General features: G+C 49.8%; 20 protein-coding genes. 7 read left to right on the top strand and 13 right to left on the bottom strand.

Annotation, left to right across the window (positions count from 1 at the left end):
• Positions 1 to 157: 157 nt before the first annotated feature.
• Positions 158 to 565, bottom strand: coding sequence for a hypothetical protein (locus tag NOM72_RS00705; RefSeq protein ID WP_255997326.1), 408 nt, complete (start codon positions 563 to 565; stop codon positions 158 to 160).
• 73 nt (positions 566 to 638) lie between these two features.
• Positions 639 to 1,874 (bottom strand): UDP-glucose dehydrogenase family protein, encoded by a 1,236-nt coding sequence (locus tag NOM72_RS00700; RefSeq protein WP_255997324.1) that lies wholly within the window; start codon positions 1,872 to 1,874, stop codon positions 639 to 641.
• A gap of 110 nt (positions 1,875 to 1,984) precedes the next feature.
• On the opposite strand from NOM72_RS00700, the gene NOM72_RS00695 reads away from it, so the two are divergent.
• Positions 1,985 to 2,233: a hypothetical protein gene (locus NOM72_RS00695; RefSeq protein WP_041255214.1), complete on the top strand. Its 249-nt coding sequence runs from the start codon at positions 1,985 to 1,987 to the stop codon at positions 2,231 to 2,233.
• A 63-nt stretch (positions 2,234 to 2,296) separates the two neighbouring features.
• On the opposite strand, the gene NOM72_RS00690 is transcribed toward NOM72_RS00695, so the two are convergent.
• Together NOM72_RS00690 and NOM72_RS00685 are read right to left on the bottom strand one after the other, a co-directional pair.
• Positions 2,297 to 2,728: a helix-turn-helix domain-containing protein gene (locus NOM72_RS00690; protein ID WP_023469473.1), complete on the bottom strand. Its 432-nt coding sequence runs from the start codon at positions 2,726 to 2,728 to the stop codon at positions 2,297 to 2,299.
• 120 nt (positions 2,729 to 2,848) lie between these two features.
• A complete protein-coding gene (locus tag NOM72_RS00685; RefSeq protein WP_255997322.1) occupies positions 2,849 to 4,285 on the bottom strand; it encodes an SdrD B-like domain-containing protein in 1,437 nt (478 codons plus the stop codon).
• A gap of 139 nt (positions 4,286 to 4,424) precedes the next feature.
• Between NOM72_RS00685 and NOM72_RS00680 the strand changes: the two genes are divergently transcribed.
• Positions 4,425 to 5,942 (top strand): S8 family peptidase, encoded by a 1,518-nt coding sequence (locus NOM72_RS00680; RefSeq protein ID WP_255997320.1) that lies wholly within the window; start codon positions 4,425 to 4,427, stop codon positions 5,940 to 5,942.
• A gap of 45 nt (positions 5,943 to 5,987) precedes the next feature.
• On the opposite strand, the gene NOM72_RS00675 is transcribed toward NOM72_RS00680, so the two are convergent.
• From NOM72_RS00675 to NOM72_RS00665, 3 genes are read right to left on the bottom strand one after another with little or no spacing between them, the layout of a single operon-like run.
• The gene (locus NOM72_RS00675; protein ID WP_053454386.1) at positions 5,988 to 6,410 is read right to left on the bottom strand and encodes a hypothetical protein; all 423 of its coding nucleotides are present in this window, start codon (positions 6,408 to 6,410) and stop codon (positions 5,988 to 5,990) included.
• A 7-nt stretch (positions 6,411 to 6,417) separates the two neighbouring features.
• Positions 6,418 to 6,840 (bottom strand): 3-hydroxyacyl-ACP dehydratase FabZ, encoded by a 423-nt coding sequence (gene fabZ / locus NOM72_RS00670; protein WP_023469477.1) that lies wholly within the window; start codon positions 6,838 to 6,840, stop codon positions 6,418 to 6,420.
• A 26-nt stretch (positions 6,841 to 6,866) separates the two neighbouring features.
• The gene (locus NOM72_RS00665) at positions 6,867 to 7,154 is read right to left on the bottom strand and encodes a DNA-directed RNA polymerase subunit beta (RefSeq protein WP_023469478.1); all 288 of its coding nucleotides are present in this window, start codon (positions 7,152 to 7,154) and stop codon (positions 6,867 to 6,869) included.
• A 386-nt stretch (positions 7,155 to 7,540) separates the two neighbouring features.
• Here NOM72_RS00665 and NOM72_RS00660 point away from each other — a divergent pair, with 386 nt between their 5' ends.
• Both NOM72_RS00660 and NOM72_RS00655 read left to right on the top strand, forming a co-directional pair.
• On the top strand, positions 7,541 to 8,908 hold the full coding sequence (locus NOM72_RS00660) for a hypothetical protein (protein ID WP_023469479.1): 1,368 nt from the start codon (positions 7,541 to 7,543) through the stop codon (positions 8,906 to 8,908).
• An 88-nt stretch (positions 8,909 to 8,996) separates the two neighbouring features.
• The gene (locus NOM72_RS00655) at positions 8,997 to 9,944 is read left to right on the top strand and encodes a class F sortase (RefSeq protein WP_023469480.1); all 948 of its coding nucleotides are present in this window, start codon (positions 8,997 to 8,999) and stop codon (positions 9,942 to 9,944) included.
• 47 nt (positions 9,945 to 9,991) lie between these two features.
• Here the strand turns inward: NOM72_RS00655 and NOM72_RS00650 are convergent, their stop codons facing one another.
• Both NOM72_RS00650 and NOM72_RS00645 read right to left on the bottom strand, forming a co-directional pair.
• Entirely contained in the window at positions 9,992 to 10,315 is a 324-nt protein-coding gene (locus tag NOM72_RS00650; RefSeq protein ID WP_023469481.1) for a winged helix-turn-helix transcriptional regulator, read from the bottom strand.
• Between the two features lie 67 nt (positions 10,316 to 10,382).
• Positions 10,383 to 11,540, bottom strand: coding sequence for an AI-2E family transporter (locus NOM72_RS00645; RefSeq protein WP_023469482.1), 1,158 nt, complete (start codon positions 11,538 to 11,540; stop codon positions 10,383 to 10,385).
• A gap of 248 nt (positions 11,541 to 11,788) precedes the next feature.
• Between NOM72_RS00645 and NOM72_RS00640 the strand changes: the two genes are divergently transcribed.
• Entirely contained in the window at positions 11,789 to 14,329 is a 2,541-nt protein-coding gene (locus NOM72_RS00640) for a HAMP domain-containing sensor histidine kinase (RefSeq protein WP_255997318.1), read from the top strand.
• Between the two features lie 100 nt (positions 14,330 to 14,429).
• Positions 14,430 to 15,275, top strand: coding sequence for an NAD(P)-dependent oxidoreductase (locus NOM72_RS00635; RefSeq protein WP_023469484.1), 846 nt, complete (start codon positions 14,430 to 14,432; stop codon positions 15,273 to 15,275).
• Between the two features lie 50 nt (positions 15,276 to 15,325).
• On the opposite strand, the gene NOM72_RS00630 is transcribed toward NOM72_RS00635, so the two are convergent.
• Both NOM72_RS00630 and NOM72_RS00625 read right to left on the bottom strand, forming a co-directional pair.
• Complete coding sequence (locus NOM72_RS00630) at positions 15,326 to 16,108, bottom strand: flagellar hook-basal body protein (protein ID WP_023469485.1); 783 nt, start codon at positions 16,106 to 16,108, stop codon at positions 15,326 to 15,328.
• 15 nt (positions 16,109 to 16,123) lie between these two features.
• On the bottom strand, positions 16,124 to 16,918 hold the full coding sequence (locus NOM72_RS00625) for a flagellar hook-basal body protein (protein ID WP_055969278.1): 795 nt from the start codon (positions 16,916 to 16,918) through the stop codon (positions 16,124 to 16,126).
• A 242-nt stretch (positions 16,919 to 17,160) separates the two neighbouring features.
• Here NOM72_RS00625 and NOM72_RS00620 point away from each other — a divergent pair, with 242 nt between their 5' ends.
• On the top strand, positions 17,161 to 20,013 hold the full coding sequence (locus NOM72_RS00620) for a sensor domain-containing protein (RefSeq protein WP_255997315.1): 2,853 nt from the start codon (positions 17,161 to 17,163) through the stop codon (positions 20,011 to 20,013).
• Between the two features lie 46 nt (positions 20,014 to 20,059).
• On the opposite strand, the gene NOM72_RS00615 is transcribed toward NOM72_RS00620, so the two are convergent.
• Together NOM72_RS00615 and mreB are read right to left on the bottom strand one after the other, a co-directional pair.
• Positions 20,060 to 21,256, bottom strand: coding sequence for a multidrug efflux MFS transporter (locus tag NOM72_RS00615; protein WP_023469489.1), 1,197 nt, complete (start codon positions 21,254 to 21,256; stop codon positions 20,060 to 20,062).
• Between the two features lie 193 nt (positions 21,257 to 21,449).
• Complete coding sequence (mreB, locus tag NOM72_RS00610; RefSeq protein WP_023469490.1) at positions 21,450 to 22,430, bottom strand: rod shape-determining protein MreB; 981 nt, start codon at positions 22,428 to 22,430, stop codon at positions 21,450 to 21,452.
• Positions 22,431 to 22,473 lie beyond the last annotated feature (43 nt).

Here is a 22,473-nt window from a genome sequence, read left to right as displayed (position 1 = left end):
TTCAGGAGGATGGGAACCGGTTCTCAAAAATCAGCGATAACAAAAAAAGAAAGCCACGCGGGCTTTCTTTTTAAAGTTGACCTGCTAGTGTTCGCCCGATCACAGCGTTCTTCTCCGACGCGTTGACTACCTTTCATTAGACCCTTTCTTATAAAGCTCACGGTAGAACATACATCGACTTTTCCAGTGCTTCGAGAAACGGACGCTCGGCAAAGGCATGGCTCCGTTCTGCCGTGACGACGATCGTCTCCTTCTCGCGCTTAAAACGAACCGGCAGTCCTTCCGCGATCCAGTCGAGCTGCGCTTGCATCTTTTGGCGGATGCTGCCGCCCTTGCGTTCGGCTTCCATGAACTGACGTATGTACTGCAGGACATAGCCGAATCCGAACTCGATCGGAATTCGGAGTTCCGTTCCCCGTTGACGGATCCGGATCAGTCCCGCCCCGTAATGGACGGCCCGTTCCCACTCTTCGTTCTGTCGTTGATTCCATCCGGGATATAACACGTGTGCCTCGAGCGCTCCCTTTGGACCACTCGGTTGAACCGCGAAATAATCGATCTGCATGTCGCTTCGTCCTTTCGTCTAACAAAATAGGGATGACACCATGACTGGTCTCACCCCTAATGACAGGTCGCGCTTAACGTTTGTTCGAAAATTCTTTTCCCGGACGTCCGATCGCTTCATAGGCGACGCCTGCTGGGGCATCGACGTACTGCCAACAGTTCCGTCCGTCGATCAAGCGTGGCGTCTGCATGACGCGCGTCAACAGTTCCGGCGCCATCGTCTTCATCTCCGGCCACTCCGTCATGATAACGGCGACGTCCGCTCCGCGTAACGCTTCTTCAAGCGTCGGTTTCTGGTCAAGCAATGTCCGCGCTGCCGGATCATAGCCAACGACGACGACACCGAGTTGCTCGAGCCGTTCCGCGAGGCGTAAGGCTGGTGCGTCCCGTAAGTCGTCCGTGCCCGGCTTAAAGGCAAGACCAAGCAGCGCGACACGCATTCCCCGCTCCGGTCTGATCTTCGCGAGGACGTAATCGAGCTGGGCTTCGTTCGTCCGGTCAGCTGCTTCGATGACGTGCAGTGTCGTCTCGTGCGTCCGCGCAAGCGTCGTCAATGCGGCGATGTCTTTCGGGAAACAAGACCCACCGTATCCGGCACCTGCTCGCAAGAAAGCAGAACCGATCCGGGGATCGAGTCCAATCCCGTGGGCGACTTCCGTCACGTCGGCACCGACTGCGTCCGCGAGGCGGGCGATCTCATTAATGAAGCTAATTTTGACGGCGAGGAAACTATTCGCCGCATACTTCGTCAACTCCGCTGTCGTCGGATCAACGACGACGACCGGAGCAGTCGTTTGAAACAGCTGTTCGACCGTTGTCGCAAAGGCGACATCCGTCGTCCCGATGATCAGACGGCTCGGCTGACGATTATCCGCGAGTGCCGTTCCTTCACGTAAGAACTCCGGTACCATCGCGAAGCGTAACGTCGGGTGCTCGTCTTGCAGGCGGGCCGTTGTTCCCGGTGGCACCGTCGACTTGACGATGACACTGGCTCCGGGGCGTGTTTCTTCGATCAAACGTGCGACCGCTTCGACAGCCGATAGATCACAGCTGCCGTCTGCCCGTTCCGGAGTCCCGACGGCGATCAAGTACAAGTCGGACGCCGGATAGTCCGTCGTGAACGTCAGACGTTCGCGATTGAGACGAAGTGCGTCTTCGATCCCTTCTTCGGTGATCGGTGCGATTCCTTGCGCTAACCGTTCCATCCGTTCTGCATTCAAGTCGACACATGTCACCTCGTGCCCGTTTTCTGCGAGTCCGATCGCAGTGACGAGTCCGACATATCCTGTCCCAATCACTGTTGCTTGCATCTCCATCACGTCCTTGTCCATTTTTCTCTGTCTTCACTATACGGGAGTCCAGCCGATTTGTGCATCGAAAAAGCTTTCCGAATACGCTATACTGAGTACGGAATGGAGGAATGCATGTGGCGATCATCATTTTTAGCCTCATTTGTCTCTTCGCGTATCGGATCCGTAAGCTTCCAGAAGTCCTGCGGTCGATTTTACTCGTCCTCGGTTTAATCAGTGGATGGTTCGCGTTATTTGAGATCATTGGATATATCGAAGCCAATCCGTACTTGGCGGCCATCCCGATCGCACTCGGGCTCGGCTATTGGTACTGGAAACGTAAGCAACGTTCCGTCAAAAAGACGCCTTCGGATCAGTGAAGGCGCCTTTTCCTGTGACATACGAAAGCGCACGAGGGGGATGCCCCTACGTGCGCTTTGCTTTTAGGATTGTTGTTTACGTTCCATCGACGCGATCTGTTCCTCGATATCGAGTAACTTCAATTCGTGTTCGAGCTCAAGGCGACGTTTCTTCCGTTTCAAGCGTGCGAGTTCTGCTTCCATCGAAGCTTTCGAGGCTTCCGGTGTTGCCGTCGTCTCACTCGATTGCATCGTCGCTTGGAGTGGATCAAAGACGTTCGACTTCGCGAACTGAGCTGCTTCCGGTCCGAACATATCTTGGATGATCGGGAGAATCTTGTTCAATGCGGTTCCCGGAATCTGTGATTTCTCATCGACTAACCGTTTCAACGCCAATTCATCGACACGGTAGCCTTTTCCGTCCTGCTCCGCGTGCAATTCCCCTGTCCGAATCCAGCGCCGAACCGTCTCTTCCGATACGCGTAACAATTCACTGATCTGTTTTGTCGTCAACATCGAATCCCTCTTTCCTGTGATTTGGTACTACTATTATGCGCATATGTGTGCGTGTGTGTCAATCAACACACACCAATCCATAAAAAAACGCCTCCGCGTAGGAGACGTTCCGTTTAAGCCTTATCGTTTTCGAACGAGCAACCATACTCCGACAACGGCACTCATGCCACCGACGACCGCGAACGGAAACGGCTTGTCTTCCCCTGCTTGCGGTAGACGTTCCGCTGTAACGCTTGGAGTCGACGTCGTATCCGCTTTTGCTGCGACCGGTGCTGTCGATTTTACCGGACTGACGACTTTCGTCGGCGTTTCCTTGACCGGTTTCGCCGGTGGAGCCAGTTCGACGGCAACCATCGTTCCGCCACCATCGCGTGTCAAATCAAGGACTGCATCGACCGATTGACGCTTCAAGTGTTTTAAGAGGTGCGCCTGAGCATCCTTCGCCTCACTCATGTCCTCTTCAAACGCAATGTAATCGAGGTGATGCATCGCCTTGACTGTATAACCGGCAGGCGCTTTGACTTTTAAGATGTACGTGCCGACCGGGAAGCTGTCTCCGCCCGCAAAAGCGTGATCATCTCCTTCGTCTTCAATCGTCCATGCCGTTTCACCCGTGACCGTATCCAGTAACGTGTACATCATCGGGACGGTCTCTTCTTTTTCCTGCGGCTGTTGGTCCCCATTCGCATCGACGAAGTTCGTCAGCGTCAAGAAGTGCGACGGTTCCATCATCTCGTCCCCTTCCGTCATGCCGGCATCAATGATTCGGATGTCCCCTGCCTGGATCGTTACGTTCGTTGTTCCGAACGTGTTGACATCCGAATCCTGATGCGGCTTCGTGAACGTATACAAGCCGATGTCATAGCCATCGACCTTGACTTGATACGTCCCTGGCGTCACCTGTTCGAATATGTAGTTCCCTTGTTCCGTGATCGCCATGTCCGTGACGTCGCCACGTGGCGTGATCAAGAAGACACTGACGTCATCAAGAAGGGCTTCTGTCTCTTGGCGAATCCCGTCTTCGTTTGCGTCATACCAGACCGTTCCCGTAATTTGCCCCTTCGTCGCCTTGACGTTCGTCGCCGGAGATGGTTTTGTTTCCGTGACCGGCTTTTCCTTCGTCGGCGTCGTCGGTTTTGGTTGATTCGGCGTAACCGATTCTGTATCCGGTTTGACGTCTGGTTTAACTTCCGGTTCCGTGACGGGTTTTCCCGGTTTCGCAGGATTGTCCGTTGCCGGCTCCTCCGCGTCGACTTTCGGAAACTCAAGGAGGATCGATTGCTGTGTCGTTGGTTCCGTAACGACGATCCGTGGTGCCGTCTCTGCTGTGAACGTCACCGTCGGATGCGCAGTGATATCGATGCCGCTTCCCGTCAAACCGTCTGAGAACGCAAGCGCCGTCTCACTCGTCACATCGACGATGCCTTCTCCCGTGAAGGTCAACGTATACGGTCCTGTCCCGCTTGCTGTCACGTCCCATTTCGATTCGGCTTGGACCGGAGCGATGCCCGTCCCACCCCACATCAGGAGTAACAAAAAGATGATGATTTTTTTCATGGTGTCTCATTCAGCTCCGTTTCTGTAAGAAAAACATATCTAAATTTTAAACAACAACGTAAAATTAAACCAGATAATTTTGTTTGAACTGTCCTTTTTTTCAACTTTCCACCATTTTCCGTAAAGGTCGTGATTTTTCATGAAACGTATCCTTCCACTCCTCCTCGGTGTCAGCCTCCTGACCCCGTCCGCCGTCTCGGCTGCTACGACACCACTTCCGGTGACGAGTCAGACGTTACGCGGTACATATGATGCGTCCGGACGTGCCGTCTTCACCCTACCGTCAGCCCTCTATATTGAACGGGCAACGCATCTCGAATTCGATCTCGATCGCTCGAAAGGTTCCGTCTATACCTCAAAGACGAATTACAGTAAAGGGACGACTTACAAACGGTATCGCCAACTGCAGGACGAAGCGTTGATCTTCCCGCTCAGCTGGTCCGGTACGCAGTACGTCGTCTTCGAAGGGAAACCGGGGACCCGCTACAAGATTCCCTTCATCCTTCGTAAACTCCAGCCGCTCCTGCCGATGAAACCAAGTGCGACGACGTCAAAGACCGCGAGTCTCCTCGTCAAGATGAAGCACGGTAGTCTGAAACAATCCGTCTCGACGTCGCTCCAGGCGACACGATCGTCGCTTCCGGGCCTGTCCCTCGAAGAATGGACGTTCAAGACGAAGGCTGCCGCAGCGCAGGCAAAACGTTACTTAGAACGATCAGCTGCTGTTGACTACGTCGAACATACACAGACCGTCCGGACGGCAAAGGATATGTATCGCCCGTACCAATGGTCGCTCCAGAACACAGGGCAACGAAAAGGAAAAGTCGGAGCTGACATCCATTACGCCGCTGCCTTAAAACGCCTCGCCGGAAAAACGTTACAGCCGACACTCGTCGCTGTCGTCGATACCGGGATCAACTCGACCTATGCCGACTTCGCAGGACGCGTCCGGACCGATCTCGGGTACGACTTCATTCGCGGAAAGACGTCGGTCACCGATCCAGACGGTCACGGTTCCCATGTCGCCGGAATCATCGCTGCGAATGCCGATAATCTGTATGGCATTCAAGGGATCAATCCAGCGGCTTCCTTGATTCCGATTCGTGTCCTTGATGCACACGGGCAAGGCTCCACGTCGGACGTCGCACGTGGTATTCTCCATGCGGTCAAAAAAGGCGCCCGCGTCATTAACCTCAGTCTAGAAATGGATGAAAAATCGCGCACTATCGAGGATGCGATCGCATACGCCGATCAGAAGAAGGTGCTCGTCGTCGCTGCTTCCGGTAATGACGGCGCGAAGACGATCAGCTATCCTGCGCGCTATGCGCATGTTCTATCTGTCGGCGCGACGGACCGAAAAGATGTCCGCGCCCCGTTCTCGAACCGTGGAAAAGGACTCGATCTCGTCGCCCCAGGCGTTGAGATCCCGAGTTATATCGGTGACGGTGAACTCGCCTATTCGAGTGGGACTTCGATGGCAGCCCCTCACGTCGCAGCTGTCGCGAGTCTTTTGATGAGCTTAAAACCGAGCTTGTCACCGAGCGCGACAGAGAAACTCTTAAAGTCGTCCGCCCGTGATCTTGGAACGAAAGGCTACGACACCTCATACGGCTACGGTCGTCTCGACGTAAACCGTGCCGTCTCGCTCGTCAAATAAACGATAAAGCGCCGATTCCTGTGACAGGAGTCGGCGCTTTATCGTTCATCGGATGATTTCGAGCGGAATCTCAATCCCGCGTCCTGCTCCGGCGTCAATGACAAGGACAGGCAGGCGATTTTCGTTGAAAACTTCATCTTCAACGGTTGTATCTGAAGTGTACGTGCGAATCTCACCCATTTTTTTAGCGGAAAACGACACGAATGGGAACGGAATCGATTGATTCGAGACCTCTAAGCGAATGTCGACTTGTTGATCGTCAAGACGAATGTCATTCGTCGTCTTGATCGTCAAACGCATCCGGTCCTTACTCGTCAAGGAAATCTGGGCGGAGATGTTCTCTGTCTGACCAGCCCGTTTGATCGGGTCGACGATGACCGATGGGGAAGCGGTCTCGACCTTTTCAGCACGCTGACAGCCAGGGATGATCAATAAGGAAATCGCGAGAGGAAGCAACCAGCGTTTCATCTGGTCGTCACTTAATTGCGAATGTCAATTCGGCAGTGCAGGCGACTTCCCCGTCTACCGTCGCTGTGGCACGACCTTTTCCGATAGGTCCACGTAACTTCGTCAATTCAACTTCGAGGCGCAATTGATCGCCTGGCACGACTTGACGTTTAAAGCGGCAGTTCTCGATGCCGGCAAAGAAAGCAAGCTTTCCTTGATTCGCTTCCATCTTGAGGACAGCGAAGGCACCGACTTGCGCGAGCGCCTCGACGATGAGAACGCCGGGCATGACGTTATAGTCAGGAAAGTGTCCGTTGAAGAATTCTTCGTTCGCAGACACGTTTTTCACTCCGACCGCGCGTTTGCCTTCTTCGACCTCTAAAATCCGATCGACGAGCAAAAAGGGATAACGATGCGGAATGACTTCCTTGATTTGTTCGATTGTATACATATTAAACAGCTCCCATCACTGACAAATTAAGATTTCATCCAAAAATCGGTGATGCGGGTCCATGTGTCGAGCTTTAACACATCCATTGCCTCGCCACCACCAAACGTTGCATACCCTACCATTGCACCGACGACCAGTGCGACGATGACGAGAACGAGAACGATCAACAACCGGACGAGAATTGGGACACGTCGCGTCGTGTACTTCCGAAGACGTGGTGTTTTCTTTTCAGATGTTCCGGCGTCCTTGCCTTGTTGATGTCGCTTTGAACGTTCACGCGTTGGCTGTTCCGTACCTGCTTGGTCTTGTACCATTTTGATCACCTTTCATTGATTCAGTCTAAGCGTAGTATAGCACATTAGTACCAGGTAACAATATCAGGAATGACTTTGTCTTCTCCTGGTTCCTAGCTAGTGTAACACGAGCGATCGGTAAACATTTAAAAAAAGTTTTCTTTTGTTATATAAGGAAGTTAAAAATTCGCAACACATTATTTCCGTAAATCTCACATTTTTTTAAATCCAAATGCCAACCTCCCGCGTAAGCCTTACAGATTCACGAGCAACACTTACAAGCACAGGATGACACGGGCCCGGTTTCATCCCTCTATTCAAGTTTAGATCAACGCTTCCAAACGTTTTTCATATTAAAAACCAAAGCAAGCGCTCCACTACCTTAAAATCGAGAGGATGGATTCAACATGAAACACACTAAAAAATTCGCAGCATCAGCAATGGCAGCAGCACTCGTACTTCCAGGAACAGCAGCATTCGCTTCTGGTGGCGCAGATGACATGAAACAAGAAGCACCGAAGAACGTCACGGTCAAAACAAAAGCCGCTGACCTTCGTGCCACACTCGATCAGTTACTTTCTGAGCACTTCGTCCTCGCTGTCATGGACATGAAAAAACAATATGACGGTTCAAAAGACGCAGAATATTACGAAGCCGCACTTAAACAAAATGCACTCGATATGACACCAGCCATCGCTTCAGTCTACGGCGACGAAGGGGCAAAACAATTCGAGAAAATCTTCGTCGATCACAACAAATACACAACAGACCTCGTCAAAGCTGTAAAAGCAGATGACCAAGACGGCATCAACGCTTCGAAGAAAGAGACAGAAGAGTTCGTACAAGATCTCTCAAGCTTCCTCGATACAGCAACGGAAGGGAAACTCCCGAAAGCAGCAGCTGAAGAAGTCCTCCGTGCGCACGAAGCAGACGTCTACAAAACATTCCAGCAATATGCAGCTGGTGACTACGAAGGATCGTACAACACATTCCGTGAAGGATACAGCCGCATGTACGATATCTCAAAAGCACTCTCAGTCGCTATCACAACACAAATGCCTGAGAAATTCGATAACACGAAAGCTGACTCAAAAGCAGCAGATCTTCGTTCAACACTTAACAGCCTTGCAGCTGAACACGTTGCACTTGCGAACCTCAGCATGACAGCTGGTGTTGATAAAGCGAAGGATTACGATGCAGCAAACTGGGCTGAAGATATGCACACTGCAGACTTCAAAGCAGCGATCAAATCAATCTACGGTCAAGCCGGTGCGGATCAGTTCGAACAAGTTTGGACGAAAAACCACATCGAAGCACAAGCAAACCTTGTCACAGCAGCAATCAATGACGATAAAAAATTAATGGGTGACGCACAAGACATGCTCAAAATGTTCTCGAACGATTTCGGTGCATTCCTCGGTGCGGCAACAGAAGAAAACCTTCCAACAAAAGCAGCACAAGAAGCCGTATCAGGTCACGAGACTTACGTCCAAGATACGTTCATGCAGTATGTTGAAGGCGACTACAAAGGTTCTGTCGACACATTCCGTGAGTCTTACGCTTACATGTACGGCGTAGGTGAAAACCTCGGTGAAGCAATCGTCAAACAATCGCCAGAGAAATTCATGGATGGTACACCAGGCTCAATGCCTAACACTGGTAACGGTGGTATGAGCGACAACAACACAGCTGCAACAACAGGTGCAATCGCAGTATTCGGTCTCGCACTCGGAGCAGTTGGTCTTGTCCTCGCACGCAAACGTCAAAACGCCTAAGAAATTGGGTATAATCAAAAACAGGATAGCAATCTGCTATCCTGTTTTTACATAGAGAGACCCTTCTCTCGGAAAGGAGTTACACGTCATGCGAAAATGGTTACTGCCGACAAGCATCGTTTTGATGGTTGCTTCCGTCGGAACGCTCTTGTTCCTGCTCTTTAGCACGCCGGAACAAGCAGCATCCAACATCACCCAAGGAACGGCGTCACCCAAGACGGTGACTTCTTCCGAGAATAAGAAGGAGGCGCCAGCAGAAGATCCGTTAAAACCATCGGACATCTTCAAAAAAGAGTTCAAGGATCTTTCGACGAATGAAGTCGAGTTACCAAAGACTCTCTCGATTCCAACGCTTGACGTCAAAACAAAGGTCGAGCAAGTCGGTCTTGATAAGAATGGCGCCATGGCGACACCAAAGAATGAACAACAAGTCGGCTGGTATAAGTTTGGTCCACGTCCGGGCGATGTCGGCAATGCTGTCATCGATGGACACACCGATACGAAAACAGGTCCTGCCGTCTTCTATCAACTACGAGACTTAAAGAAGAATGATCAAATCAAGATTAAGGATGCTTCGGGACGGACGCTCGTCTTCCGCGTCAAGAAGCTCGTTCAATACGATCACTTGGATGCCCCGCTTCAAAAAATCTTTGGTGCTTCGGAGAAACGGAATCTTAACTTGATCACGTGTATCGGAACGTTTGACCAAAATGCCGGAACGTATGATGATCGACTCGTCGTTTTCACAGAACTCGATGAGAAAGCATCTGATCCCGTCAAAACACCACCGAAACCAGCCACGAACGTCCGTGTCAGTGGTGGATTCGTGAACTGGTATGCTTCTACGGATAAAGATGTCGTCAAATACAACATCTATCAAGAAAAAGACGGTAAACGCAAAAAACTCGGTACAACAGATGTCATCGAACGGAAAGCCTTCCCACTTCCAGAAGATGCGACAGGTCGTTTCATCATTACCGCTGTCAACAAAGCAGGCATTGAATCGGAAGAAGCCTTCAGTGCCGTACGTCGTTAAGATCCACACAAAAGCCAGAGTCTAGCGACTCTGGCTTTTGACGTTCCTCAATAACGAATATGCTGTTTGCTCCAGCGAATCGATTCCTTGAACTGACGGACGAGATCTTCTGCCGGTGCCGTTAAATAATAGGCCAGCCCGTGCACTTTTTCTGACATCTGCTGAACGACGAGACCATCTTCGATCAGCTCCTGCAGCTGTTCGAGGATTTGACCGTGTGACTGATCAATCCGTTGCTCGAGTTCCCCGATCGTCAACGCCCCATCACGCAAGAGATAAATGATACTCGACTTGAGGCTGTTCTCGAAGTTGTGTTGAAACTTCTGCAATGCCAGTAAATCGGCTTGTTCTTCGGTATGACGTGAATCCATCTGATCCCTGCCCCCTTTTTCTTAACTACGTCTTCAGTATGACGCACTTTTACGTGAATTTCAAAACTCAATCGCGCTCCGTGACAATCGTATCGAACGTCTTCTCTTCTTCCGTGATGACCATCTTCTTTTGCGACCGAAGATGATAGAGACGACGGATGTTCAGGATGACGACCTTCATGACGGCGTAGAACGGAACACCGAGTAAGACCCCGAAGAATCCAGCGATATTCCCCGCAACCAGCAGGACGATGATGATCGTCAATGGATGGACATCGAGCGTTTTCCCTTGGACGAGCGGTGACATGATGTGCGAATCGATCTGTTGCGCGACCGTCATGACGATGATTGCATAAATCGCAAGAATCGGATCCTGAATGAACCCGACGATCAATGCCGGAATGACACCGAGGACCGGACCAAGGAATGGAATGATGTTCGTCAGTGTCGCAAACAACGCAAGCAGCAACGCATAATCAATCCCGATGATTAAGTATCCGATGTAGGCGATGATCCCGACCCCGATACTGACGATGACCTGACCTCGGATGTAACTCATGATCGTCAAGTGGACGTCCCCGAGAATTTTTTTCGTCTCTTTATGATACTCATACGGCATCAGCTTGACGAGATTGCCTTTGAGCTTATCGCCATCAAGCAACATATAGATCAACATGATCGGGATGATGACGATCGTCACGACCGTCGTCGTCACGACACTGACGAATCCACCAACGCCCGTACCGATGTTCTTGAGGAAAGTCGAAGCGTATTCCGAGATGTTACCGGAAAACTTATTGAACAAGTTATCTGGTCCTGAGAGGAAGCGTGAGAACACCGAACTGTTTTCAAGTTGCTCTCGGACATCGATCAATTGACGCTGAAACTGCGTCGCAAGTGTCGGAATCGAGTTGACGAACTGTGTGATCTGTTCTGATAGCATCGGACCAAAGATGAAGCCGAGCGTCGTCAAGATTCCGATCAGACCAACGAGGACGATCAAGACAGCAGGCCGTCGCTTCATCTTTTTCTCGAGCAACTCAACGATCGGCAGCAGGACATAATAGAGAATCCCGGCGATCGCAAGCGGCGGAACGACCATTTGAAGCAAAATCGCGACCGGTCGGAACAGGAACGTGACATGATCGCCAATCCAGACGATGATGAGTAACGTCATGATCCACCAGGCGAATCGGTACCATTTGTTTTCGAACATTTTTTGCATCTAACCACTTCCCTAATTTAAAGTATGAAGTTCCATATCCTCTATTGTTTTCCTTAAAACAACGCTTCTTAATCCTTATTCTCAGAAAATATATCGGTTCCTCCATTTTAACCAATATATGATATATTTGTTTTAATGAGATTTGCAGATTCAAATTTGCCGAGACCCTTGAATGTGCGTAAGATGAATATATTCGAACTTAAGCAATCTTTTTCATACATGTAAAATAGAATACGGAGGATACCCCAGTGAAATGGATCAACCATACCATCGGTCGCCAATTGATGTTCGCCTTCTATATGGTGTTCGTCGCACTCAGCATCACGTCTGCGATCGTTTATTTCTACACGGAACAAAAAATCGATCAGGCGAATGCGACATTCGATGACTTACGTGAACGACGAACGAATGCGAATGACCTCGCTAGTGAGTGGACCGTCGCGCAAAGTAACGTTAAATCCTACTTATTGACCGGCTCACAGGAAACACTGGATACCGTCAAGACGAATCAACAGGAAATCAATCGTTTAACGACATGGTTCGAGAAGTACGCCGTGTACGAGCAAGGAAAAGAGTACGCAACCGCGACACGTCAAATGTATGACGATTATTTCGGAACAGCACTGCCGCTCCTTACTGAATACGTCGACGGGAAGAAAGACGGGAAAATCGATGAAGCTTTTGTCGACCCTGATACCCTTGCTGCGCTTTCGAATGGGAAGGATCTGTTTAATGCAAACGGAACAATACGCGGATCGGTTAGTTTATCAGACGCTGATGTCGACATGACACGGATTGATACGTTACTTGCTGATTATCTGACGTTGATTCAAGGGAAGGAAGTCGAGGCAAAGAACGATCTTCTTGGCGAAATGCGTGTCGCTCAGTTCATCTGGCTGTCGAACCTCGTCGTCTTGATTCTCGTCCTCTTCTCTCTCGTTCGTCCATTCATCAGCCGCATTACGAAGCAGGTCAACGCACTGTCTCGCGATAGCGCTTTGCTTGCAACAGGTGAAGACATCCAAGCGATTCCATTACCGAAACGGAAGGACGAGCTGCATACGCTGACGGCATCATTCAATCAAATGGCGGCATCGATTGCCGACAACAAGGTCCATATGCTGGCGAAGAACGAAGAACTCCAGGCACAACAGGAAGAACTCGTCGCCCAGCAAGAAGAACTGCAAGCGCAACAGGAAGAGCTTGAGGAAGCACTCGATATCACGCTTCGGAGCGAACAACATCTCAAGTATCGCAATGAATTGACCGAGACGCTTGCGTCCCGTGAGACACTGACGGCGTATCCGGAAATCATCGAGAAGCTCGTCTCGATCACACATTCTGAGATTGGTGCATTGTTGTTCCTTGATCAACAGGAAGTCCGTTCAACGATCGATTATGGGATGACGGAAGAGATGGTCGGTCGTCTTGTCTCCGATGATCAATCACTCTTGCACCGCGCACGCCTCCTAAAGCGTCCAGTTCATTCATCGAAACAGGTCGCGCATGAGAGTCCGCTTCCATACCCATACTATATGTATGAGGTCGCAGTCCCAGTTCTTGATCCGACGAAAGAGCACATGATCGCCTGTATCTATCTCGTTCGTTATCGTGACGCCTTCACAGCGGAACAGATGGATGACATCTTGTCGTTCTCGCATCAATTATCGCTTTCCCTTCTCCGGATGGGCATTTATGAAGAAATGATTCGTGAGAAGAATAAGACGACCCAACTATTAAACTCGATTCGTGAAGCCGTCGTCTACATCGAACATGAGACGGACGAATTGCTCGTCAACGAACCGCTGATGACGTTGTTCCCGGAAGTACCAACAGAGTTCAAAGACGAAGAGCGCTCTGCCTTCCAGCAAGCGATGCAGGCACTCGCTGACATCATCGATGAACCAGCACCATTTGAGCGTTACATCGAACAGATCGTTGAGCTGAATTTACCAAAAGATAGCTTGATCGTCTCGATTCGAAAACAGAGTACGTACATCCAGATTTATGCCGAGAAGATTGAAGTCGACGGCATGTGGGTCGGTACGATGCTTGTTCTCCGTGACGTCACAAAGGAAACGGAAGCCGAGCGGATGAAGGAAGAATTCGTCTCGACCGTCTCGCATGAATTACGGACCCCACTCTCTTCGATCTATGGCTTCACCGAGCTGATGCTTAATAAACGGTTCGAGGAAGAACGGCAACGGAAATATCTCCAGACGATCCACTCCGAGACGGGTCGCCTGACGACGCTCGTCAATGACTTCCTCGATGTCCAACGGATGGAATCGAGCGAACACCGTTACGAGATGACGACATTTGATGTCGTCGAACTCGCCCAGGATTTAATCGAGTTCTATGATGTCTCGCATGAGACACACACGATTGATTTCGAGGCACGTGGACCGATCATGATCGACGGCGACGCAGAAAAGATGAAGCAGTTGCTCAACAACCTGCTCAGCAATGCCGTCAAGTACTCACCGAGCGGTGGGACGGTCTTGATACGGATTACAAATGAACTTGGTTTCGCCCAAATCCGCATCCAGGATGAAGGCATCGGGATTCCACAAGACGCGCTTCCGAAGTTGTTCGATAAGTTCTACCGTGTCGATAACTCCGAGACACGGAAAATCGGTGGAACCGGTCTTGGTCTATCGATCTGTAAGGAAATCGTTAAACACCACAGCGGAACGATTGATGTCGAATCCGTCGTCGGTGTTGGATCAACCTTTACGATCCGTTTCCCGATTGCTGTCATCTCGACCATCCTCACGTATGAAGATTAATCACCTGACCGTTCACATCATGTGGACGGTCTTTTTTGTCGTTAGATTCGACGACGTGCGGGGTATAGTCAAAAGCGCATTAGGATAAGGAGGAATCAACATGCAACTGGGATGGATTGGTTTAGGACATATGGGTATACCGATGGCAAAACGTCTGCTTGACGGTGGGCATGACGTGATCGTCTACAACCGGACGTATGAAAAAACAGCGCCGTTGACTGATCGAGGAGCAACAGCGGTCAAAGAAGCTAAGGACGCAGTACATCAAAGCGACATCATCTTCGTCATGCTCGCGGACGGACCAGCTGTCGCGTCCGTTCTCGACAGCGTGCAAGAGGAGCTTGTCGGTAAGACGATCGTCAATTTAAGTACAATCTCGCCAGATGAAACAAAGCAGATGGCTCGGCTTGTCGAAGAGAATGGTGGGACGTATCTTGAAGTTCCTGTTTCGGGGTCTGTCCCCGTCGCAGAAAACGGGCAGCTCGTCTTGCTTGCTGGCGGTGACGCAGACGTCGTCACGGCTTGTCAGCCGTATCTTGATCTACTCGGAAAGGAAACGATCCATTTCGGTCCACATGGCTCAGGAAGTGCGGCAAAACTTGCCATCAACCTCTTACTCGCCGTCGTCGGACAAGGAGTCGCGGAGACGTTATTGCTCGGAGAAGGTGCGGGTCTTGAGAAAGAGAAGCTGATCCAGATGATCAGTGCATCGGGCATGAACACGCCGCTCTTCACCGGTAAACGGGACATGTACCGGAACAACGATTTCCCGTCTGCCTTCCCGCTTCGCTTGATGGCGAAGGATCTCGGGCTGATCATAACTGAAGCAAAACGTCAGCAGCTCGAGTTGCCGCTCGCTCAAGCAGCGGATCGTAGTTATACGAAGGCAAAGCTTGACCATGGGGATGCTGATATGGCCGCTATTTATCAAGCGCTACAAGACTGAACGTAAAAAGCAGATCCGCACTCAAATCTGAGGCGATCTGCTTTTTCATGTTATTTCAGTGACGTGACGATTCCCATCATCTGATCGGTCGTCATCAGTGCTTTTGAATTGAATTGATACGCCCGTTGAATCTGTGTCAAATTCGTCATCTCGGTCGCCATATCGACGTTCGACGACTCGAGTGTGCCGACCGTCAATGGATTTCCATCGACTGTTTCATACTGTCCTGGTGCTGTAAACAAGCCGGCTCCATCTTCCGTCAACTGATTCGGATTGTCGACATACCCGACAGCAAGTCGTGCGAGGACACGGCGCTCTCCATTGACGATTCCCGTGACGTTGCCGTCCTTGTTCAATTCGACACCCGTCGCATCCGCAGGTAAGAGAATTGGTTCATTTTGACCGTTAACGACAGACCGTCCCGCGTCATCCGTCAATTGAATACGCCCATCGGCTTGCGGAGATAGTTGGAAGTTTCCGTCTCGCGTGAACTTCGTCACCCCATCCCGATCGATGACCGCAAAGAAATGATGCGGATCCGATAAGGCGGCATCGAGTGCCCGGTCCGTCCGTTTGAACGTTCCCATCGAAAAGCGCGTCGCTTCATTGGCGACATAGCCGCCGACACCGATTCGTAAGCCGGCCGGTGTCGATAAAGGTCCCGTTTGCAATGCAGCCGGTTGGTTCTGGATGTTACGCGTCAACAGCTCCTTGAACTGGGCGTCACGACGTTTATATCCGTTCGTATCGACATTCGCTAAGTTGTGCCCGGTCGTATCGAGTTGTTTTTGTAATTGCGCCATTGTACTAGCTGACGTATAGAGTGATTGCATGGTGTTCCCCTTTCATTATCGGACGCGACCGATTTCAGAAACTGCCTTTTCCGCTGTCCGGTCATACGCTTGAATGACTTTTTGATTCGCTTCAAACTGACGCAGACCAGCGTTCATCTCTGCCATCGTTTGTTCGATTGCGACGTTCCCTAGTTCAAGTACCCCTTGATCGACCTTGACGTTTCCTTGTGCCAACGCTTCAGGAGCCCGGTAGAGTCCGTTCTCGACTCGTTCAAGTTGTTCCGTATTATTCGTCGTCACGAGTCCAAGTCGTCCGACTTGCTCTCCGTTCCCCCGCGTCACGATACCTTCAGGTGAGACTTTGAAATCGTCATTGCCGACATTCATGAAGTTACCGTCTTCATCGAGTACCTGATCGCCGTCCGTCGTCCGTAAGATACCGTCTCCATCGACTGCGAACTGCCCATTCGTCGTATACAATGTTTCTCCTTCGATTCCTGTTCCTTCTCCCGTATTATGGAAAATCGTGAACATCGGCACACCGTCGATCGAACTAATCTGTAAATCCGTCGCATTTCCTGTCTCCGTGATGGATCCAGGTGCGAAGTTCGGTGTCGCCGCCTGCATAAACACACCTGTCGCGAGCGTACCGACGTTTCCAGCAGGTCGAATTCCCGTCCGTTCATTCGTCGCCGCTTGATGGATCATCATCTCCGGAAACGTGCGCAGGGATGCTTGATCGGCACGGAAGCCGGGCGTCCGTGCATTCGCTAAGTTATTACTCAACATCTCTTGTTGGCGTTGCAATGCCTGCATCGCACCGGATGCCGTATACATTCCGCGTAACATCTATATTTCATCTCCTCATTGACTTCATGTTCAATTCTATCTTTTAGTATATCGGTCCGTTTGCTTCAGATTATGAGTTTTTTTCAAAAAAAGGGAATAAAATTCTGAGTTGCATCTAAAGTACTACTATTCCTATCAAAAAATCATTCTCCTTCTTTTGAATTCGTTTCATATTCATAATTATTCCAATTGGGTATAATTAGAAGTAGTTCATATCGACCAGTTGAAACGAGGTGATGACGGTGTCTTTCTTTAAAAGACGTACGAACCAATCGACCACTCCTTCTTTAGATTTCACACTGTTGACAGACATGACCCACTTCCTTGAAAATCACCCGGATGCAGTTTATACGATGGATTTGAAAGGAAATTTCATCGCATTTAATAATAAGCTACCTCTTTTACTCGGTTATCCTACCGACGCGATCCGTGGTATGCATTTCAGCGAGCTGCTCATCAAATCAGAAGCTGAACGTATTGCACCACTAAAACATCGTGTTCACGAAGGCGAAACGATTCATTTCACAACGGACATTCAACGAAAAGATGGTCAAATCCTGACTGTCAACGTCACGAACATTCCCCTCTACAATCAACACGTCATCATTGGACTTTACGGCATTGCGCGTGACGTCTCCCAACAAAAAGAATTACGTACCGCTTATAATCGTCTACTTGCAAAGGAACAGTTGACGACGACGCTTGACGGCGTCACCTTTCTTGAATATATTCCTTCGACGAAACAACTGACTGCCGATGCCGCACTTAGTCAATTGCTAGAATGGTCACAGCGTCATGTCGCACAAATGGATGCATACGAACTGCTCGACGAAATCCACCCGGAAGACCGCGATCTATTCTTACAACAGAGTACTGCCTTGTGTGACGAGCAGATTGCTGAATTCTCGATGTCCCTTCGAATGAGCAAACGACGTCACTATACGAAAGTCGTTCGTTGTGATGCCTTACTTCAGCAAAACTCTTCTCCCCGCTGCGTCAACTTCATTCTGCATGATGCTACGGAGCTGACGAGTCTTGAACGCGAACGCGATCATGCCATTCAGTCCTTAAAGGATGTCTTCGGCTCACTGGATACGTCCATTTACGAACATATCTATCATCCGCAAACCGTCACGTTTCAATCAGCCGGTTTTTTAGCTCCCTATCAGCACATCCTGAACCGGATTGAAAAGGAACCCCAGTTATGGCGGACACTGATTCACCCCGAGGATTTAACACATTTAGAACTCTCGTATCCTGAGATTCGTAACGGTAAGGTCATCCGACACGTCTATCGCCTCCAACTCCTCGACAATGTCTTTTGGATCGAGGAAACCTGTATTCCAATTCTTGATAATAAGGGCGATGTCTCGGGTCATTATGGGGTCTCGTCTGACATTACGATTTTAAAAGAGCAACAGCATACGATTTGGCATCTCTCCATGCATGACTCGCTAACTCAGTTACCGAACCGCGCCTTTTTACTCGAGGAAATCACGAGTTTATTGAAGACACGAACATCGTTTACGTTGCTTGCTGTCACCTTTAAGCAATACAATGTCATTCATGAACGTTTCGGACATGATGTCGGAGATGAATGGATTCGCCAGACGAGTACTGAAGTGCGTCGCTTTGCAGATCAAGATCATTTCGTCGGTCATCTGTTCGGTGATAAGTATCTCTTCATCATTAAGAAACCGATTGATGAGACAGCTATCGTGAAACTAAGCCATCAGCTACTGAAGCTGTCTGAAAAACGTTTTGATGTCTTGTCTTATGAATTGTTCACGAACGTCTATATCGGTATCACATACGTCGTCAACGATAAACTATCAGCAGACGAATTATTGAAACAAACGTATACAGCACTCCGGCGTGCGAAATCACGAACGAAGAGCAATTATCAGTTTTACTCGACGACGCTCGATATTGATATGTATCGCCGTTATGAACTCGAACGGGATTTACGGTACGCCATTCAAAACGAGCAGCTCGTCCTCGAATACCAGCCGAAAGTCGACGGCTGGAACGGAAATATTCAAGGAGCCGAAGCGTTAATTCGCTGGAATCATCCGGAGTGGGGACGCTTGACGCCAAAGGATTTCCTCTCCTTGTCGGAAGAAAGTGAGATGTATCTCCACATTGGGGATTGGGTACTCGATCAGACATGTCGTTTTCTCAGTAAGCTTCGTGAACAACGCCATTCGAACATCGTTCCGATTTCCATCAACGTCTCCCCGAAGCGTCTGTTTTACGGAGATTTCGGACAAGTCATCGAACAATATCTTCAACGATACCGAGTACCGGGTCATCTCCTTGAGATTGAATTACTCGAGTCCGACATCTTACTTGAAAGCGATAAAATCCATGAGATTCTAGAACGAATTTCTGCACTCGGTGTCCATATCTCTTTAGATGACTTCGGTACCGCCTATTCATCGATCTCTCACGTCCAGCGCTATCCGATCAATTGCCTGAAGATCGATCGTTCTCTCGCGCAACTGATCGAGCACGATCCAAAAAGTCGTTCCGTCGTCAAAAGCATTCTCTTCATGGCAAAGGAGTTTCAATTGACAGTCGTCGCAGAAGGCATCGAAACGATTCCGCAGCTCGACTTTTATCGCGAGTTACAGTGCGACCTGATTCAAGGTTATTTGTTTAGCAAACCTGTGTCAGAGAGCACTTTTGAAAAATTACTGACGAAAGGGATGTTATATCCTCAACACACCGGTACAGCCGCTCCAGTCGAAGCGATCTTATCGTTATTCGCTCAAATCACGATTACCCGGCTAAACGGTCGAGCCATCCAAGTCGGATCCTCTGATATCCTGATCAACCGATGTACGAATAAGACGCTGTTCTTCTACTCTTCGATTCGTCTGCCGATTCATCAAAACATCGAACTAAACGTGACACTTGCCTCATTGATTCATCCCGAGATTTTTCTCGTTCCTGTATCCATCACGGAACTCGATAACGGCCTGTTCCATTATGCAGCGGATTTCAAGGTGCGTGCGCTCTCTTCTCTCGTCCAGGAGCAACTGAAACATTCTCAACCTTCCTTTTTGGAAGACATTCTCGAACCGCCTTCTTAAGACAAAAAACACGTCGACTCCTTCGTTAGAGTCGACGTGTTTTACCTTATCCGTTATTTTTACTAAGCACTGCTGTTTGTGTCCGCTCTAACACGGCATTCGTGATGACGATCAGTCCAGTGAAGAGGAATAACGCTTCAAAGCCGAAGTGCCCGGCAATCTGTCCACCCGCGAGTGGTCCGAGGAAGTTCCCCATGAACTGCGCGGACTGGTTATATCCAAAAATCCGTCCTGACGCATTGGCTGGCGTATTCTTCCGAAGCAACGTTTGGACGGACGGCATTAGTGCTGCTGTCGCAAAACCAATTCCCATCCGTAAGACGATCAATTGGCTCGTATCCGTGACGAATGCTTGCGGAATCAAGAACGCCGCAAAAATAAGTAGCGCAAAAAACAAGACACGCTCTGCTCCGATTTTATCCGATAGACGACCGAGTCGTTGCGCTGCAATCAATGCCGCGATCCCAGGTGCCGAAGCGACGATCCCGGATAGTAACGCGAGACGTTCTGTACCCGGACTGAGTTCCCGGACATAGAGCGACAGGATCGGACTGATTGATTGTGCCGCGAACTGAATCAGGAACGTCGTCAAAAAGAGACTTAAAATCAGTTCCGGATGACGCAGCGACTGGATGATTTCCTTCGCGGACGCCATCTTTTTAACTTCCATTGGGACGAATTCTTCTTTAACTAAGAAGTAGGTCACGAGGAAGGTAATGAAGAGCGGTACGCTCGTAAAGAGAAAAACGGGTCGAAGCCCAACAACGTCGGCGAGGAATCCTCCAATGAGAGGTCCTAGCAATCCACCGGCAATCCCACCGGTCGACAGGGTGCCGAGCGCCCAGCCACTTTTCTCTTTTGGGGTTTGGGAAGCAACGAGTGTAATGCCGGCTGAAATGAATCCGGATACGGCTCCCATGACAAGACGTAAGAATACGAGTTGATAGACGTCTTGAACGAAACTAATCAAGAACATGACGATCGACATACCAAGACTTGCACGAAGCAACATCAGCTTCCGTCCTTTTCGGTCAGCGAGACGTCCCCAGATTGGTGAGACGATCGCAGCGACGAGGAACGTTGCACCAAAGGCGATGCCGGACCAGGTCGTAATGTCTTGTCGGCTGTCGACACCAAGTTCTTCAATGAATAAGGGCAAAAACGGTAAAACGAGACTGAGGGCTGCAGCGGTCAAAAAACTACCGAACCAAACGACGACTAAATTTCTTTTCCACAATGGCATTGTGGCATCACTTCCTTTTATTTTACAATTCGTTTCAATACAACAACTTCTAATATACACTTCACAATGTGAAATGTCTAGCGTTTGAATCGTTCAAGTATTTCTTCCAGTTGTCCTCTACTCTTCATTAATTCGCAAAATGAATGCTACAAAAAAAGAAGCATTCTCCGTTGAGAACACTTCCATCTTTTCATCACTTGCCTAGATTATCGAGCATGATGCCTGTACCGCGTGCGACACATAGCATTGGATCTTCTGCGATCAGAACCGGTAGTCCGAGTTCTTTTGCAAGCAGTTGATCGATGCCGTCAAGGAGTGCGCCCCCACCCGTCAGGATGATACCGCGATCGATGATATCCGCTGCAAGCTCTGGTGGCGTCTTCTCGAGCACACGCTTCGTTGCTTCGACGATTTCCATCGCTGCTTCCGCGAGCGCTTCGTGCATCTCTTCTGATGTCACCGTGATGTTGTGCGGTAAGCCTGTCACGAGATTGCGTCCCCGAATATCCATCTGTTCGCTCCGTCCGTCTTCTGAAACAGTAGCAACTGTCGTCTTGACCGCTTGTGCCGTCCGTTCCCCGATGATGAGCTTATGTGTATCCTTGATTGAACGGATGATGTCGTGGTCGAAGCGATCTCCTGCGACTTTGATCGTCTCCCCGCATACGATATCACCCATCGATAGTACAGCGACGTCCGTCGTTCCCCCACCGATATCAATGACCATGTGCCCTGCTGGCATCCAAATGTCCATACCAGCACCGACTGCTGCGACCTTCGGCTCGACTTCGAGGAAGACCGTCTTTGCGCCTGATTTTTCACCGGCTTGACGAATCGCCTTCGCTTCAACCGTCGTGATGCTTGCTGGTGTACAGATCAACATCCGGACGCCACCGAACATCTTACGGACTTCAATCTTATCGATGAAATGGCGAAGCATTGCTTCCGTCATCTCGAAGTCCGCGATGACTCCGTCTTGTAAAGGACGAATCGCGACGATGTTCCCCGGTGTCCGCCCTACCATCAAGTGTGCTTCCGTTCCTACTGCATGAATCTTACCTGTTGCCTTATCGATCGCGACGACCGATGGCTCATCGAGGACGATGCCTCTCCCTTTGACATGAATGACGACGTTCGCCGTCCCTAAGTCGATTCCGATATCTTTTGAAAACATCTCGTGTGCTCTCCTTTACCCGATGGCTATTCTTCCAAAATAT

The organism is Exiguobacterium sp. LL15 (assembly GCF_024436095.1).
GTDB lineage: Bacteria > Bacillota > Bacilli > Exiguobacteriales > Exiguobacteriaceae > Exiguobacterium_A > Exiguobacterium_A indicum.
Note: the sequence above shows the minus strand (reverse complement) of the source record. Positions and strands in the feature narration are given on the sequence as shown.